The organism is Allorhodopirellula solitaria (assembly GCF_007859855.1).
GTDB classification, from domain to species: Bacteria; Planctomycetota; Planctomycetia; order Pirellulales; family Pirellulaceae; genus Rhodopirellula; species Rhodopirellula solitaria.
Window position 1 is genome coordinate 705014 of record NZ_SJPK01000001.1, and the last position, 17103, is coordinate 722116.

Sequence of the window (17103 nt, forward strand, 5' to 3'; positions counted from 1 at the left end):
GGACTCGAGCCCCCGCGTCGTAGGCTGCCCAGCGTTTGGCTCAGAACTCGAACTCCACCTTCCCCGCTGCGAGTTTGAGTTTCGCGTCAAACCGTTTACCTGCCTTGGATCGGAATCCTTTCAGCTTGGCGGTCTCGCCATCGCGCAAGAGTTTCCTGGCCATCGACGCGGTGATGCGTTTTCCCGCGATCGTTTTCCAAATCGTCAGCGAACATCCATCCCGCCACCGGCTGCAGCTATACGCTTTGGGCGTCTCGGTCACCGGGCTGCCGCATAGTGGGCAATCACCGAGGTCGCTGGAGGACTTCGCACCCGAGGCCGAGACCTTCCCGGCGTTTGATGCCTTGGCAGAGGATGGTTGGGCCCGATCGCGATTGGCGGGAGCTGACTTGCTACTCGCTTTCCGCTTCGCAGGCTTTTTCTTTCGAGCACCTCCCTGGGACTGCTCGTTGCCCTGCGGAACCGGGATCTCCATCAGCGTTCCCGACGTCGCCAGCCCCAACAGAAACGGCTGTTGAACGTTAACCTCGAGCGGATTCCTGGTTACCCCGAACTGCAACAGTTCCCGAATCTGCCGCATCGACAAATCTTGTCCTCGATAGCTTGGCTCGAGCACGAAATCGCAACCCGCCTTCCATCCCGAACAGCCAAAAGCCCGCTTGCCCGCAATGATCGGCTGGCCGCAGCGTGGACAGGGACCGTAGACCTCATGGTCGAGAGAGTCTGCGTCACTCGATTGGACGATCTCGCGGGTGTACTCAGCAATCTCCTGCATGAAGAGATCCGCTGACAATCGACCTGCTTCAATCTGTTTTAGCTTCGCTTCCCACTCGCCAGTCAGCTCGGGGGACGTCAGGTTGCGATCCCGGACGATGGCGACGAGGTAGCGACCGAGATCGGTGGCGAGAAGATTCTTCTTAGCACGCTCGATGTAGTTTCGGCGCAGTAGCGTCTCAATCGTCGCAGCCCGGGTTGCCGGTGTCCCCAGCCCTTTCTCCTTGAGCGCCTCCCGCAGTTCCTCTTCATCGACGAGTTTGCCCGCCGTATCCATCGCACCGAGCAGCGTGTTCTCAGTGAAATGCTTCGGCGGCGACGTCTCGCCCGCTTTCACAAACGGCTCGTGCGGTCCGCGCTCGCCTAGTTCGAATGCCGGCAGTGTTTGTTGCTCGCCCGATTCTTCGCGTTTCGGTTTTCGCGGGTACAACGCCGTCCATCCAGCCACCACCACACGCACTCCCCGCGCGCGAAACGGTACCTTTCCTGCAGCCGCATCGACGACTGTTAACTCCTTCTCGCAATCGGGATAGAAGGCGGCGATGAAGCGCGTCACGATGGCCTCGTAGACCTTACCGGTGCGGTCGTGGAGGCTGCTCGGTGAGGCTCCGGTCGGAATGATGGCGTGGTGGTCGGCCACCTTGGCATCGTTGATGATCCTGCTCGAGAAACGCAGCGAGCTGAGATCGAGTCGCGAAATCTCCTGCGGCTTGAAATGGCTGAGTTTCTGAAAAACACCCGGGATGTCCTTCCGCATGTCGCGGGTCAGATACCGAGAGTCCGTCCGCGGATAAGTGATGCACTTGGCTTCGTAGAGTGACTGGGCCGCTGCCAGTGTGTCGGCAGCGGAGATTCCATACCGACGGTTCATGTCCCGTTGCAGCTCGGTGAGATCATAGAGCTGAGGCGGCAGCGATTTCTCCGCTCGCCGGTTCACTTTCTTGATCTGCAGCGGATTCTTTTCAGCCTGCTTCATCAACGCGTCCGCTTCGCTCTGCTGCTGAAAACGGTCTCCCGTGAATCGGAAAATCGTTTCGCGATACTTGGTTGAGAGTTCGAAGAAGGGTTCCGGGCGGAAGGTCCGAATCTCATCATCGCGGCGGACGATCATCGCCAGCACCGGGGTTTGCACACGCCCCAAACTCCACAGCAATCCCTGCTTGGTCTGCTTGCTGCCTTTGCGCGAAGGGGACGCGATGTCGCTGCCGCCCTTTGAGCGATAGCGAACGGTGTAGTTTCGCGTGGCGTTGAGCCCGACGACCCAGTCCGCTTGGCTACGGCATTTCGCTGCCGCGTAGAGATCGTCGTAATCGGCGAGCGGGCGGATGGAGCGGAATGCGGCGCCGATCGCACTCGGCGTGAGCGACGATAACCACAATCGCTGCGCCGGTTTGTCGCCGCAGCGCGCGAGCGTCAAGATGTAGCGGAAAATCAGCTCACCCTCGCGGCCGGCGTCGGTCGCGCAGATGATCGAGTCGGCTGCTCGGAAGAGCCGCTTGATGATCGCAAACTGTTTTTTGGCCCCGTCATCGCCGCGGACGCGCAGCTCAAAGTTGTCAGGAATGAAGGGCAGTGAATCGAGCGTCCAGCGTTTCAGAGCCGGGTCGTAGTCACCCGGTTCGACCAGTTCGACCAAGTGCCCGAACGCCCACGTGACCTGGTATCCGCCGCCCTCGAGATACCCATCCCGCCGGCTCGAGGCCTTCAGGAACGACGCCAAATCCCGAGCCACGGACGGCTTTTCGGCAAGAATCACCTTCACAACAATCCCTTTGCATTCACTTCCCGCACCAACGCCCAATCCGAAAAAGGGTCCGCCTACGGTGTTCACAGCGACCAGCGAGCGCAGGCGAGACCGCCGAGCGTACCAGATCGCAGTGGAGGAAATCTCTAAGAAGCCGCGAAATTGAGCCCAGTGGACTTGTCGAACCCAGTCATTATCGCCATGATACCCGTCTGGCAGCGATGACGTCACCGAGATCGTTCATCCCGCCAATTCCACATGCACCCGTGGCGCAACTGGATAGCGCATCGGTCTTCGGAACCGAGGGTTGGGGGTTCGAATCCCTCCGGGTGTATTGAAGAAAAACATCGTGATTTGCGGGTTCAAACCCCTACCGGCAGGCGTCTGCCGAGCACACTTTTAAGCCGAGCCAAACGGGAACTTTCCCGCTTGGCGATTTGGAAAGTTGCTCAGATGCCGAAACTCACGAACGCGATCCCGAAATATCGCAAGCACTCTTCTGGAGCCGCGCGGGTCACCATCAATGGCCGCGACTATTTGCTTGGCCCCTGGCGATCAAAGACATCCATCGGTGAATACGATCGGATAATTGCCGAGGTTCTAGCTCGTGGTGTGCCAGGATCAAGAATTAGGGTTGGTCTGACTTGAGAAAACCGCGATGCTCTTGGCAGCACGGAGGGTTTCCCCGTGCACAAGAAGTATATCGTTCGGTTGAACGAAGATGAACGTCGCCAGCTTGAAGCGGTCATTAAAAAGCTCAGCGGTTCGAGCCAGAAGGTGCGCCGGGCTCACATCTTGCTTAAAGCGGATGCCGATGGACCCGCTTGGACCGATGCATCGATCGCCGATGTATTTTGCAGTCGCACCAAGGCGGTCGAAAACATCCGACAACGGTTTGTCGAATTCGGGTTCGATCAGACTCTCGATGGGAAGAAGCGTGCCGAACCGGCGGTTCCCAAATGCCTCACCGGCGAGGAAGAAGCAAGGATCATTGCGACACGACTCGGTGAGCCGCCGGAGGGTTGTGCGAATTGGTCGCTTCGGTTGCTCGCCGAGAAGGTCGTCACGCTGGGGATCTTTGCGACAATCTCAACACGCACACACGCGGCGCGTTTTACGAAGTGTTCGAGGCTCCGCGAGCTCGATCGTTGCTTAAGATCAACTGGTGCTACACGCCCAAGCATGGCAGTTGGCTGAACATCGCCGAGAATGAGCTCAGCAGCATCACCCGCCAGTGCGTTGCCGGTCGTCGTATCGGATCGATCGAGAAGTTGGCCAGGGAGATCAAAGCTTGGTCGACCGACATCAACAACAAACAAAGGTGTGTCGACTGGCAAATGAAAATTGACGACGCGCGTTTCAAACTGAAATCCGCCTACCCTAAGCTTAGGCTCTGACGGACCACTAGCAGGAGGAATGCCGGTTGATGCGATTAAACTGTCCCGCGAATTTTCTTGGCGTCAGTCGGGCGTCCCAAAGATCGAAAACCTAGGAAAACCGGCATTCTGAGCCTTACCAGGGAACAGAAGTGACAGAAATTTCCAAAACCCAGTTGATTTTTGACGGGCAAGTGACGATACTAGTTAGTGGAATTGACTCGGCAGCCGAACAGTCACCCTAAGGTGTGCGTGTCCGAAAAGGACTAGGCGTCGGGTTTTTTTATGCGCCGAACCTGGCCTCAGGGGGACGGCGGGTCTGGCCATACCCGAATCTGCATTTCGTTGTGCCTGATCAGTTCATGGTACCGCCGTTTGTCGCGGCGGTTGCTAGCATAGCACCGGGCAACCGCACCACAGATCATGTCTGCCAACTGGATCAGATTGTTGGTGTGGGAATTCTCTTGCTTGATTTTCTTGATGGCGTTTGGCCCGCCTGCCGTGACTCCATGCTGCTGAAGATATTTCTTCAATTGGTTGCAGAACGTTCGGTTGCCGCATTTGTCGAGCACGATTGTCGCGTCTGTCAGATGCGGGGCCAAGTTCTCCAGAAGTAGCCGAGTCGGATACTTGTAGCAAGAAGCTTTGTCGCGAAAACCCGGTCCAGTGACATTGCGCTTGTTCAGAACAAATGCGGAGTAAACAAACTCCACGCCGGCGATCGCCTCGAAAAACCTTACTCGAATCCCATCATCAACTTTCGCGAAATGGAACTCTCCGCGATTCCTGGTGATATTCAGTTCCCGGCGTAGGTCACTGATGATTTCATCACAGCGATTCGCTTCGTTGCGGTCTCGAAAGAATACTGCGGCGACAATGAAGTGATCCGACGATCCCTGACCGAACTTCATCCCGGTGTCGCCGGATTCATCAAAAAACAAAAGCAAGCCGCATTCCTAAACCGCGTTGTTGGATCACATGGGTTAAATCTACTGACAGCCCTTGCCCGATGCACCCCCTCCATTTCGCTCTTCTCGCGACTCTTGACTGGAAGTTGGCGCTGCGCTCCCCATCTCGTTCTGTTGAAAATTTGCTTAGACGCTGAAAGCGGTATAGACTCTCCCGTCGCGGGACTCGCCGCACACAGCGAGGAGTGATCAAACGTGCCCACGTCCCAAGCAACCGTGCGAGCATGAGCCGACATAGACGCAGGCGCAGGAAACTCACCAAAAGCGATCGCAATCCCTCCATGGAAGCGATGCGAGCGGCGATCGCAGGAAAGCTGGACATCGAACCCAGTCAATTGCGAGATGGCCCGCTCCGGGGGCGGAAAGCCGGACCGGATGAACACCAATGGCGATCACTGACAGCGCGGTTGGCTGGTTTTGAACTCATTAAGGAACCGGTTGTCTTGGTCAGGACGCGGCGGCGGCTCACGTAATGTTGGGTAGCCGCGATTTGGATCGGACGGTTGCAGCCGAAGCGGTGGCTGGGGCGATTGTAACCAATCATCACAACCAGCAATCACGATAACCAGCAAGACGCCAGCAACATGGTGTTTTTTCAATGGTGCACTTACGAAAAATCAGATGGAACACGAGTGTGATCAGATCCCAGATCAGGCAACAGGGATCAGAGGGCGTTTGACGGCGGGTCACAGCGAGGCGATCACTCGACCGACTGAATAGCGGACCGGTCACCCCCCGGTGCAACGGCTGTTGAATTTTAGCTCTCGCCCAAACGGGAATCTTCCAGTTTGCGAAATCCCGAAAGCATCGCATTCTACCACGCCAAACCGCAAGCGATTGCAACCAGCTAATTTTGCCGATATAGTGCGTGAAACCATTGGAAAAGTGTGTTTTGCGGGTGGCCCAAGGCCTATCTTCGGAACCGAGGGTTGGGGGTTCGAATCCCTCCGGGTGTACTCGACTTACGTCGATTCCTCTTTTGAGGTGTACCCAGAATTTTTGGGTACACTTCTTTTCTGCCTGAGCAGTTTCGCGACTCTTGGTTGCCAGTCTGGAGTCAGTCGCCAGCCGACCCAAAGGTTTACGCCTGAGTCTCGCTTGCCGACAGTTTGAAGTGCGGATAGGTTACGCGGTGATCCGCAGCGGCGCGGTGGTCTACTACCACAGTATCTTCGACGTAGTGCGAGACTTCTTGCACGACGAAGCGATGGGCGGCGAGGAGAAAGTGCTGACGCGTTATCTCAAACCGGACCTGCTAATCATCGACGACATGCGCATGAAGCATCTTCCCAAGCGTTCGGGAGAATACTTGTTCGAGATCAGCATGCGTCGCCACGAGGTTCGCAGCACGATGATGACGACGAACCGTCCGCTGGAGGACTGGGGCAAGCTGATTGGTGACGTGCCGAGCGCCAGTGCGATCCTGGATCGATTCTTGCAGTCGGCTGAGATCATGAAGATTGCCGGTCGCAGCTACCGTCTGAAAAATGCCGATGATAATTCAAAAGGGGCCAAAACGCCCCCCGGCACCGATGCCGAAGAAACACCGTAGATCAGGCGAAACCGCCTGATTTCAAACCACCAACTTCAAAAGGGACCAGGCGCCCACAGGTGGTCCCTTTTCAAGCGCCCCGTGACAGTTGAACGCGAAGACGGGCAATACTTAATTCGTCTCGCGGACCGCCCACGCAAGCCTGGCTCTCAAGTTTCAAAGTACTGGTTTTCGCAGGCGGAATTCGTGCGGCTGGTGCCGCTATCGAAAGCAGACGATGAATCCAGCACAAAGTAAAGTGCGATTGCAATGGCAGCGAGTAGTAGCTTCACAAAGCTGAAGGCAAGACCGACTAAAATCCCCGACGGAGCCAGCGTGGTCGTGGCCGTGACCACTAGAGCGTACATCCAATCCAAAGTGACTTCGAAGACTCCAATTCCTCCGGGTGAAATGGGCACCGCGGCGACTAGCAACGCGATTGGAACCAGAATGAAATGATCAAGAATGGATGGCAGAGCTTCAGTTCGGTGAACGCCAATTGCAATCCAGTAGACGCTTGCGACAATCAGCGACTGAGAAAGCAGGCTGAGTGCCAAGGCACGGACGCGACATAGGAAGATAATGGGGCTGCCGATCACCACCCCGACGATTGCCAGCCATCCAAATACGAGCAATTCGGAGTGCAACCTACCGCTGAAGAAGACTTCCTTGCTAGCGAACCAAATTCCGACCAAAACGCAGAGCGAATAGAGGCCGACGAGGCGGTCCATCGCGGTCGCAATAAAGATGGGCTTTGCTTGCCCACGAAGCGTCTTTGCCAAAAAGGTGGCTTTCAAGACGTCCCCGCCGAGAGTTCCAATTGAAAAGAAGGCACTGGCATATCCGAGGCATCCAAATCGCATTGCCGATCTAAATCCGATCAAGACGCCGGCATTCTTGAGTAGCCCTTTCCAGCGAACGATGTTGATCGTAAGTGCCGTACCCATCAAAAGGGCCGGCGCAATGAACAGGCCGATGCTGAAACGATCGCGGAAGAGCATCCACTGCTCGGGCGTGACGCTGCGGACGAGCCATACCAACAAGGCACAGGCGACGAAGTATCGGCCCGGTCCTAGTATTGTTCGAACCGCAGTGCGAAGGTGCTTGAATCGCCACACTGCGGTTCAGTCCCCGTATCCGTATCGCTGCTGCATGGCCCCGCACACAACGTTGATGATAGATCGCTCCCAGCGTGAAAGATTCTTCCGCCATCGATCGTCGCCGGTGACTTTTAGAGGACCGCTTTTAAAGCGGCATGGGTTCCCCGAGACACTGTGATCTTTCGAAGCGATTTCAGGTTTGCGGACGGGATCGGCAACGCCGATCCACTGGAGCAATTGCTCATGGTGCTTGGTAGGGTCCGTGATCAAATCTTCATAGCGGAGGACGCGATAAGTTTCGCTGCTGGACAAGCATAAGTTTTCGATCAGTGAGTTGAACGCTCGCCACGCAATCGCGGTTTGAACGGGACCGTATCGCGGCATATCCTCATCCTTCCAGTGAATCTCGGGGCGTCGTTTACTCGTTCTCCATGAATAGACCACAGCGCGGCAGTCACGGATCAGATGAATCACTTGCAGAGGAACGCCACCCTGTATCAGAGCCCCCATGTCCGTCGGATACTTCGAACTGTCAACGATGGTTTGACAACCGGACACGCGGGCGATGGATTTGAGCAATTCGCTGTAGGTCCGACAATACCGATCAACGGAATCAGCCCGAAAAGCTGCACCAACTTTTAGCCTGGGAAGGTTGCGAAAGGAGCTAATTCCTTCGCCGATTCGGGCTGCCTCGGCAACCTTTGCATCGCAATCGTCACCGAAACAATCCTTCACCACCGCCCGCCAGAACTCGCAGCACAGGAACGGTTGTCCGCAGCTACACAATTGGTTTTGCTGAAATCCACGCTTCCAAATATGCGTCAACTCGCCTGCGAAGAAAACGCTCGGATCGCTCGAAAGCAGCATGCCTAACAAGGTCGAACCATTGCGGCCCGTTCCAGCAATGTAGACGCAGTGGGCAACGTCCGTCGAAGAAGTCTTCTCAAGACTCGAAGTTGGGCAGAATTGATTCACTGAAGTTCGGCCAGTGGGTCGGTCCAAAGTCTCGCCCACGGACCGTAGCCTGCCGATGCGATCGAGCCGCTCGGGGATGTGGCGACCGAGAGCACCTTTTTTGGATGACCTTTGATCACACCTAAGAAAAGCTGGTTGTCCAAGTCATAAACGCCAATCTTGCGGTCGCCCGATGCAGTGAACATCTTTCGACTGTCCGCCGAGAACGTCACATCGTTGATGCCGGCACCATGGTCTTGCCACTTCTGCTGGCGTTGCCATGTGCCAGTGTTCCACAATTCCACGACACCACTATCGCGACCAACGGCCAGAAGCGTTCCGTCGGAACAAAAGCAAGCCGACGTCGCCGCCGCGTCACCCGAGAGCCGCTTCAGCTCGCGTCCCGTCTTGACCGTCCAAATTACTAGATCTTCGCCAAAGCCGCCTGCCGCGACGAGACTGCCGCTCATATTCATTGCTAAACACTCATTCGGTTTGCCAGTCGAGATTTCGGTCACCATTTCACCGTTAGCCGCGTCCCATACACGGATTGTCTTGTCCTTGCCGACACTGGCCAGCACCGAACCGTCGTGACTGTAACGAACCGACAGAACACCGCCTTGATGGGCCATGATCGACCGTTCTTCGATTCCGCGAGGCAAAGACCAGATCTTGACCTGGCCATCGGCCGAGCCGGTGGCAACAACGTCAGCGTCTTGATAGGTCGAAATCGATGTCAATCGTTTCGTATGGCCTCCAATTCGACGGATTGGCGAGCCATCGGTCGCCGAGAATAGGTACAGATGCAGATCCGCGCAAGCGGTGGCGACCAGGTCATGTTGATCGACGAAGACGATACCGTGTGGAGCAGCCCGATGGCCGGCCAGGTCATACTCCGTCGTGAACCAGCGGTTGAGCATCCAACCGGTCAGCCCAAGGAAGACAGCTCCAATCGTCACGGCCACCACCTGCCGTCGAGATGGCAAGGGCGGCAGATATTTTAGAAACTTCCAATTCTTCATAGGGCGATTGCACACCCTACGGGAAGACAACGGGAAATGGAATTCATCACTGAGCCTCAATTACTTCCTGGTTCATGCTGGTAAATTCTGCTGCCAAAACTTCGACACTAATTTGTTCACTGGCAAACCGAACCGACCCGTCACAGAATAGCAAAAACGCACCGCCGGGATGCAGGCTGCGCGGCCCCGCGTTGGACTCTTCGGTGTTCTGCGAATGACATTCTAGGTTATTTCCGATCATTGACGTGCAGTAGGGAATCCAGTCCGAATGAGATTCGTCGTTGATCCCTCGGCACTGCTTGTCGCAATCGAGCCCCACGCTCGACGCACCAGCGGCCGGGTGTGCCCAGACGCCGCGATTGTCGCCATAGTCGGCTTGCGTGCGAATTTCCGCGACCGCCACCGTCTGCGACGTTCCATCGCGGATGTCGGTGAGTCGCAAGCCAACGTTTTGCCCCATCACGCCGCGATACGCAGTGTCTTCCCAAAACCGCTGTCCCCAACTTGCACTACCGAAGTTGGCAGCGTAATTGCTGCGTGAAAACCGGGCACCCGAGCGGGGCTCGAACAACACGTCGCCATTAGGATCACTCGGGCAGCGGTACGAGGCCACGCTGGTTTCGCGAAACTGTCGATTAGCGTCCGCTGTGGTGTCGAATCTCGCGTCGTACAAGTCATACAGCGGCCCCTGTTCGATCATCGGCAGGATTGCGATCGCCCATGTCGCCCGAGGCCGATCCCTCGCGTTATCGACAAACCCCTGGGGCCGAATCGCCGCCGCGGGCAACCGTCCGAACGCACTGTGATAGTTCGCCAACGCCAGCCCGACTTGTTTCAGGTGATTCTGGCACTGCGTCTTGCGAGCCGCCTCCCGCACCGCTTGCACTGCAGGCAAACTGATCGCCAGCAAGATGCCGATGATCCCGATCACGACCAGGAGTTCGATCAGGGTAAAACCAAAACGCTGAACGACAGAAGAGGAAGGATATTTGTCAAATGATCTCTTGAAGGAGTCGGGCATCGGTAACACATCGGTACTATGGGGCTTTAAAACTGTAGGTAATTCCATCTTCAAGCCTGCCTAGCTTAAGATTGTGCGTTCAAGGCAAGTTTTTATAATTCTTAAGAATAAGTACAGCAGCACACGCTACAGCGAGGACACCACTCACCCAGAACAACCAGTTTGCGGTCCAGGCCCTTCCACCAGGCTCGGGCAGCCCATAATGCGATAGCGTAAATTCTTGGCGAGGTATTGCATCATAGTCGTAGCGTATTCTCCGCTCCATTTTATAGACCTTGTCAGCCGAATCAGGTCGCTGAATCGTCAGCATGTGGATCTCATTCTTTCCGATAATCCTCTTGTCTGCAATTTGATAGTCGATGTCGGTTACTGCTTCATACTGCCCCGATTCGTGAGCAAAGCTAACGAAAAGCTGTGTTGGTAGACACGTGTCTCTGTCAAGTCGCAGGACCGCTGCTACGTCCTCTGGAACTGTTATTTGGTTACCACCCCGCCGAAAAGGCTTCAGCGGCAATTGAAAATCAAACTGCTTAGACGATTCATCTTCTTTATATCGCACTTTTGTCAAATGGTCGCCGTCAACTATGTCTCTAAGGTTTACCTTAAGCTTTAGATAGTAGGTGCGTACGACCTCGTGGCTATCAATATCTGGAGTTGCCTGTTTAAAAGAACCCAGATAGCCGATCTCTGCTAAATCGAAGTCGCCAGGGTCTTCGAGGTCGAGCTGCAGTCTATTTATGAGCCAGCGTTCGGGGGCTTTCGTGGCTGCCTTCAGCATGAACGCATAAGAGTCGTTTACGACGCTTACAGTTTGCTCGACTGATGATGCCGACCCAATCTGCGGCAAAACTTCGATCACGTGTCCTCCGTGCTCAAATCCCAATTTCTCGCGAACCATCACTTGAGAAAACGGTGCGCTGGAATTGAAGTATCGCGACTCATCCGTCGAGATCGTCACGTCCGGATAGCCGTTTCGTAATGCATCTGACTGCAGGAACCGCTGTTGGATTTTGAGGCAAGCAACTGCCTGGCTTTGGACACGGCGGTCATCCTCCGACCCCAAAACCAGCGATCGGGGGTGCAATTGCCAGGCAAAAAACACGACAACAACTATTGAACGGCAAGTCTGTGCCTGAGGGACTAGCATGACACCACCATTAAGCCAAGACGAAACGTGGACAAATCCGAACCAAAACTGCGGCGAAAATGCAAATCTCAACCGCTGCGTAGCTATGGTATACTGAGCAACCGGTATCGCAATGACTCAATAAATCGGTGATCCAAGCTTCGAGCGGGAACCAAAGCATCACATCGGAACCAGCGTTGATCTCAAGTGAGTTGCACCATGTGACGCAGGAGTTTTCGCCAAGCATCATGTGAACAACTACTGACGCATTCTTCTTCTATTACAGGCTTTCAGCATGTCAATCCGACGCGACAGACTGAAAGCCTGTCGTACTTGTTGTTCACGCGATGCTAAGCAGCGAACGTAAGAGGTTCGATCCGGGTTAGTCGTCAACCGTTCCGCACTCACAACCACAGACATACTCACTAAATCCATCAGGATTTGTAATACGCACTTCTTTTGAGAAGCACCCGTCATAAACGAGGCCACCGGACTTGCAATCGCCTCCGCAAGCACAGCTATCTTCGTCGGGATCACCCGACGGATCGCACCTGTTTTCGACTTCGTCCGATGCATGACAGATGGGCGGAAGAGTTCCACCGACCATTACCGTTACCAACCCCGCCATTAAGACATCTTTCAACTTCACAACCAAACACTCCAACTCAATTAGATTCTCGAAAACTAATGCGCGGGAAACGTTCCCACGACTTGAATCTTAACCGATATTTGCTCAGGGTGATCGAGGTAAAAATAAACTGGTTTAGTTGTCGACTCGAACGCTCGACCAATTTTTGATTTGAACGGAACGCACAGCACTTGCCCCGATGGAAGCTTTGCAGGCAACGCGATGCCGAGATGGCAGTTGCATTCAAGGCTGGAACCGATGATATTGATGTCCCGATTTGATGTGTTTCGCAACGTTACAGACAGGTCGGTCAGTTCTCCACTCGTTGCGGCTGTAAGATCGCTCGATGACGTGATTACTACAACAGGCTTTTGTAGAAACATGAAAGCACCTCCGACAGCACAGGTAATCGCTAGTGCCGCGAAAGCAAATACGGTCCCGGTAGACAATCTGCAAGGCTTTTTCAATTTTGGCCAGTATGTAGGGTGTGAAGTTTTTACTGTTGCTGTCTTGAGAGGCACCCGCATGATCGATACTATCACGCAGCGTAGTTGTTGATGTACTTTTGAATTAAATTTCTTTTCAGCGAGCGAACTGCTGGCGATACCTGCCATCGATAGTCTTGGTGATGATCTGACACTCCCTGTACGCCGAAATTCTTAAGTGTCGGTTGAACATCAGTGACTATTCGATTTTTTAGAGCAACGACACGAGGCGAAGCGACGAACGGTTCGGTGTCTTTCCAAGTAATCACGGTGTCAGCCGATTTATTCGTTGGCACCGCCGCTATCAAATCGGGCATCACCGTCCAGCGACCGGGCGAAACTGAGATTCCGATGACCTTCGTCGTTGACCGTAATTCTTGCCGAGTAGTCGACCACTGCTCCACCAGTTCCCGGCAATGCTCGCAGTCAGGACGAAGCATGACAATCAATACCTCGCCCTGCTCGGGAACGAGAGCAGCGAATCGCGGATCTGCAAGCAGCGGAAACTCCTTTCCGATCAAGTTTTCCCCGAACCATGAGGGCATCGCTTTTGCGGTGGCTTGATGATTGATATTCCACGCCGTGAAGCCACCGCTTAGTGCGGCCAGCATCGATCCGGCGACGAGTGATGCCCGCAACGACTGAAAGGCGGGCCCTGCGACCCTCGCTGACTTGCGTTGGCTCCGCACCGACCAAGCCACCAGCAGCAATGCCGCCGTGTCGATCAACAGCGGGACGCCCTTGGGTGTTTGCGGGCCGAAACAGCCACAATCTTGATCGGTCCACCACGCCCATGTGGCCACAAGCGTGAATACGGAGAACAAAACGAACGCAAACCGCTGAGCGAGCCTAACCGGGCCGATGGCGATGAAGGCGGCGGCAAACCATTCAAGGCCGACGGCCGATGCGATCGCGGCGGGCGAGCCCAACAAACCCCCGGAAGCGAGCAGTTCCGCTGAATGCGTCGCTTTCAGCACTCCGGTCACTAGAAGCAATGCAGCAAGGAGCATGCGGACGACCGGCCAAGGCTGCAGCGTTCCGTTTACCGCCTGCCAGAGACCAATCATGCGTTTGCACGGTCCATCGTCGGCGAGCTTGTCCGTGGTAGGCGACGCAATGACTCCTTCAGTTGTAGGATTCGTTGCCTCATCCACGACGGCGGATTGATGAAAGCGATCCCGGTGCGCGATTCGGTCGTTTGCCGCTGCGATGTGGCTCATGCGTCTTCCGCCTTGGAGACATGGCCGAGGGCGTCCTGCAATTGACGCAGGTATCGTGGGATTTGCTTCACGCCGGTGCAGCGGTCGTCTGCCTCGCGCTCAAGGTACCTAAGCATGGCGTCAATAATGGCGTCACCAAGTAAACGCGACAGCATTTCGGCACTCCCGTGAAGTTCCTCGAAGTCCTCTTCGCGAATCAGTCGATATCCGATGGGCGTCGGACCGGCATGGACCACTGGGGAAACGATAACGCCGGTAAGAGACACCAGGCTGTTTGCTGAGTCGACCGGGGGATCGGGATCGTCAGTCTCGGGACCCGATTCCCTTCGTTTTTGCGCTTCGGCCAAGCGGTAGAACAACACGGCGGTCAACTCATGCTCGGATTCGATGGCGGCTTCGATGGCCGTACTGAAAATTCGATCGTCCAGGGACGCAATTTTCCGGCAGCGGGAAGCGAAGTCTTTCTTCAAATTGAGGTCCTCTAATTTCAAACTCGCAGCGTGCGAGTTTGATCTGCGGTCGCCGCCCCGCAGGTTCAACTCCCTGAGCAGAAGACCGATCTTCCGCATGATGCGAAGGCGCAGCGAGGCGGCCTCATTGAGCTTGGTCAATGAGGCGGAGGACTGCCGCAGCAAATCCTTCAAATAGGCGGCAGCGGGCAACCCGCGCTGCAGTTCATCGATATCGTCGCAATGATCGATCGCCACGCTCATCGCTTCGACTACCGCAATGGTGCAGTCGGTTGAGCCTCCCGACGCGACCGTCTGCTCCTCTGCCATCCGGTTGATGATCGCCAGTTTTCCTCCCGACACGGAATCGTCTGCTAAAATTGCTGCGTCGTGCATGGAGTCGCCCCGCGGCCAATGAGAAAGATTTTTACATTGCCCTGTTATAGCGGTCTCGTGAGAAAAAGGCAAGCATTTTCGGGGGGGGGGGTTGACAAGCGAATCGCCCTAGCGACGGCGCGTCGTGTCGTCACTCGCATCCGATCTCGACGCAGAATTTCGGCGAGCATGATCATGGGATGAAGGCAGTCTGTATCCAGGGAGTGGGATTCAATGGCGACAAGCCACCGGTCGATGGGCTGAGAGAATGCACGACATGACCGGCAAAACCGAGTGGTGCGACCGAGATCGGAGCCGATTTTCAAACTCGCAGCGTGCGAGTTTGAAACTGCCTCTACCCGGCGTGGCGGTCGCGATCGACCATGGTTGATCCGGTGACGCTAAGCTTTGGCAATGCGAAGAACGATCGACTTTCTTGGATACAGCGCGGTGAGGCCACTTGCCTTAGTGGCTCTTGGGTTAGCCGCACTGACCCTTTGGGGACTCCAGGTGGTTCGCTCGGGATGGTGCAACGACGAAGCCGCACACATTCCCGCCGGGCTTTACCATCTCGAAACGGGCCGGATGGATGCCTACCGGGTCAATCCGCCGTTGCCGCGAATGATCGCGGCGATTCCGCTGCTGCTGGACCGGCCCGAGATCGATTGGCATTACTCGGAGTCTCGCTACGTCCGAAACGAGTATCAGTTCGCCCACCAGTGGGTGCGCGACAATCACGAGCATCTCCGCCGCTATCTGTTGTGGACACGCGGCACCATGGCGGGGTTCTTTTTGCTGGGGCTCTGGGTGGTCTCGAAATGGTCGAGTCAGCTTTATGGCGGATGTGCCGGCTGGGTCGCCGCGATGCTGTGGACCTTCAATCCGGACATCATTGCCAACTCAGCCGTCGTTGCGCCGGACCTGCCGGCGACGGCCAGCGGACTGCTCGCCGGCTACGTGTTCTGGAGTTGGCTGATCCAACGAGAGCGACCGTTTCCATGGGCTGTCGCCGCCGCGGTCGCCTTTGCGGTGCTTTGCAAGTTTTCGTGGTTGTTTCTGTTAGTGGGATTGCCGCTGCTCACCTTGGTCCACGACGCCTTCTTCAAACGTGAGTCAGCCGGTGAGCGGCTTCGATGGCTCGGCAGCGCTCCCATCGCGCGCCGGGTTGCTGTGGCAGCGTTTGATTCGCTTCGGCTCCTGCTCTCGTTTTCGCTGACGGTGCTGTTGATCAATTGGTGCTATGGCTTTGACGGCTCTGGGACGCGGCTGGGGCATTTTGAGTTCATTAGCGAGTCATTAAGCGGAAGGGATATCGTTTCCGGTCAAACGGCCAATCGATTCGCAGGCGGCTGGTTTGCTTGGGTTCCGGTTCCTTTGCCCGCGGAGATGGTTTATGGGCTGGACTATTTAAAATGGGAATTCGAGCAAGGCATGCCCTGTTACCTTCGAGGCAAGTGGCAGCACGGTGGTTGGTGGTATTTCCATCTGTACGCGATGGCGGTGAAGATGCCGATTGGTTACTGGCTGTTGATCACGGCTGGACTGGGCAGCCTGGCTCTCGATTGGCTCCGCCGCGGGAAACGTTTTTCGCTGGAATGGCTACCGCTTTTGATCGCAATCGTCTTCGTCGCCTTGGTCAGCTTCCAGACAGGCTTCACGCACCACGTTCGCTACGTGCTTCCCGCGTACGGGTTTCTGTTCATCGTCGCATCGCGTGTGGCGGTAGTTTTGCCGGGGCGATTCGCGATCGGATTGGCAGCGATTTGCCTATCCGGCACGCTCTGGTTCCACGCGACGCACCTGGGACTGGCTCACACCTTTTTCAATCCATTGGCTGGCGGCCCGGACAACGGCTGGCGTCATCTTAGTCACAGCAACGTCGACTGGGGGCAGAGCACCTACCGGATGGTTGACTGGGTAAAGAAGCATCCTGAACAGCGACCGATGACGGTGCTGTTCCGTTCATCTCTGGGGAACCCCGAAGCGTTGCTAAAGGACGAACCCGACGTGTTCACGTCGGTGGGTTGGCATTATCCGCCGGGAATCCGCAATCCGGTGCCACGGCAACCCGGCTGGTACCTGATCTCTGGATTTCCGGTGACGCTGCAGAGCAATCGCTTCTTTTGGGACAAGACACCGGCTCAGCAGCCCGATCCAGACTCCCTGCTGTATCGCGTAGAGTCGACGCTGGACACGCCGCATTCGCAGGACTAGAGCCCAACCGTCGCGCGCAACAACGCATTTTCCAGGCTTGAGGCGGACGGAGTCCGGTGACCCGGTGTGGCAACCATCAAGATCAAACTCGCACGATGCGAGTTTGATTAAAGTCG

Annotated in this window: 15 protein-coding genes and 1 tRNA gene; 6 read left to right on the plus strand and 10 right to left on the minus strand. The window is 55.9% G+C overall.

The window, feature by feature from the left end; genetic code table 11:
• Positions 1–40 precede the first annotated feature (40 nt).
• Complete coding sequence (locus tag CA85_RS02700) at positions 41–2536, minus strand: type IA DNA topoisomerase (protein ID WP_146389725.1); 2496 nt, start codon at positions 2534–2536, stop codon at positions 41–43.
• A gap of 242 nt (positions 2537–2778) precedes the next feature.
• Between CA85_RS02700 and CA85_RS02705 the strand changes: the two genes are divergently transcribed.
• The 3 genes from CA85_RS02705 (at position 2779) to CA85_RS26070 (ending at position 3915) form a co-directional block, all read left to right on the plus strand.
• Positions 2779–2852 (plus strand) — tRNA-Arg (locus CA85_RS02705).
• A gap of 353 nt (positions 2853–3205) precedes the next feature.
• Positions 3206–3715: a helix-turn-helix domain-containing protein gene (locus CA85_RS02710; RefSeq protein WP_186774698.1), complete on the plus strand. Its 510-nt coding sequence runs from the start codon at positions 3206–3208 to the stop codon at positions 3713–3715.
• Positions 3640–3915 (plus strand): hypothetical protein, encoded by a 276-nt coding sequence (locus tag CA85_RS26070; RefSeq protein ID WP_146389726.1) that lies wholly within the window; start codon positions 3640–3642, stop codon positions 3913–3915. The genes CA85_RS02710 and CA85_RS26070 overlap by 76 nt, the downstream gene beginning before the upstream one ends.
• Positions 3916–4196: 281 nt before the next feature.
• Here the strand turns inward: CA85_RS26070 and CA85_RS02720 are convergent, their stop codons facing one another.
• A complete protein-coding gene (locus tag CA85_RS02720) occupies positions 4197–4841 on the minus strand; it encodes a DUF3800 domain-containing protein (RefSeq protein WP_146389727.1) in 645 nt (214 codons plus the stop codon).
• Positions 4842–5086: 245 nt separating this feature from the next.
• Between CA85_RS02720 and CA85_RS02725 the strand changes: the two genes are divergently transcribed.
• Positions 5087–5335, plus strand: coding sequence for a hypothetical protein (locus CA85_RS02725; protein ID WP_146389728.1), 249 nt, complete (start codon positions 5087–5089; stop codon positions 5333–5335).
• A gap of 641 nt (positions 5336–5976) precedes the next feature.
• Positions 5977–6414 carry an ATP-binding protein gene (locus tag CA85_RS02730; protein WP_246112432.1) on the plus strand — a complete coding sequence of 146 codons (438 nt, stop codon included), beginning with the start codon at positions 5977–5979 and terminating at the stop codon, positions 6412–6414.
• A gap of 149 nt (positions 6415–6563) precedes the next feature.
• Here the strand turns inward: CA85_RS02730 and CA85_RS02735 are convergent, their stop codons facing one another.
• The 8 genes from CA85_RS02735 to CA85_RS02770 form a co-directional block, all read right to left on the minus strand.
• Positions 6564–7511: a lysylphosphatidylglycerol synthase domain-containing protein gene (locus CA85_RS02735; protein WP_146389729.1), complete on the minus strand. Its 948-nt coding sequence runs from the start codon at positions 7509–7511 to the stop codon at positions 6564–6566.
• A 6-nt stretch (positions 7512–7517) separates the two neighbouring features.
• Complete coding sequence (locus CA85_RS02740; RefSeq protein WP_146389730.1) at positions 7518–8468, minus strand: sulfotransferase domain-containing protein; 951 nt, start codon at positions 8466–8468, stop codon at positions 7518–7520.
• A complete protein-coding gene (locus CA85_RS02745) occupies positions 8465–9469 on the minus strand; it encodes a WD40 repeat domain-containing protein (protein ID WP_146389731.1) in 1005 nt (334 codons plus the stop codon). Before CA85_RS02745 ends, CA85_RS02740 begins: the two co-directional genes overlap by 4 nt.
• Before the next feature lie 46 nt (positions 9470–9515).
• Positions 9516–10490 (minus strand): DUF1559 domain-containing protein, encoded by a 975-nt coding sequence (locus tag CA85_RS02750; RefSeq protein ID WP_186774700.1) that lies wholly within the window; start codon positions 10488–10490, stop codon positions 9516–9518.
• Positions 10491–10569: 79 nt separating this feature from the next.
• The gene (locus CA85_RS02755; protein WP_146389733.1) at positions 10570–11637 is read right to left on the minus strand and encodes a hypothetical protein; all 1068 of its coding nucleotides are present in this window, start codon (positions 11635–11637) and stop codon (positions 10570–10572) included.
• A 663-nt stretch (positions 11638–12300) separates the two neighbouring features.
• Entirely contained in the window at positions 12301–12858 is a 558-nt protein-coding gene (locus CA85_RS02760; RefSeq protein WP_146389734.1) for a hypothetical protein, read from the minus strand.
• Positions 12783–13949, minus strand: coding sequence for a DoxX family protein (locus CA85_RS02765; protein WP_146389735.1), 1167 nt, complete (start codon positions 13947–13949; stop codon positions 12783–12785). Before CA85_RS02765 ends, CA85_RS02760 begins: the two co-directional genes overlap by 76 nt.
• Positions 13946–14794 (minus strand): hypothetical protein, encoded by an 849-nt coding sequence (locus CA85_RS02770; RefSeq protein ID WP_146389736.1) that lies wholly within the window; start codon positions 14792–14794, stop codon positions 13946–13948. Before CA85_RS02770 ends, CA85_RS02765 begins: the two co-directional genes overlap by 4 nt.
• Before the next feature lie 429 nt (positions 14795–15223).
• On the opposite strand from CA85_RS02770, the gene CA85_RS02775 reads away from it, so the two are divergent.
• Positions 15224–16987 carry a hypothetical protein gene (locus CA85_RS02775; protein ID WP_186774701.1) on the plus strand — a complete coding sequence of 588 codons (1764 nt, stop codon included), beginning with the start codon at positions 15224–15226 and terminating at the stop codon, positions 16985–16987.
• The last annotated feature ends 116 nt before the right edge of the window (positions 16988–17103 follow it).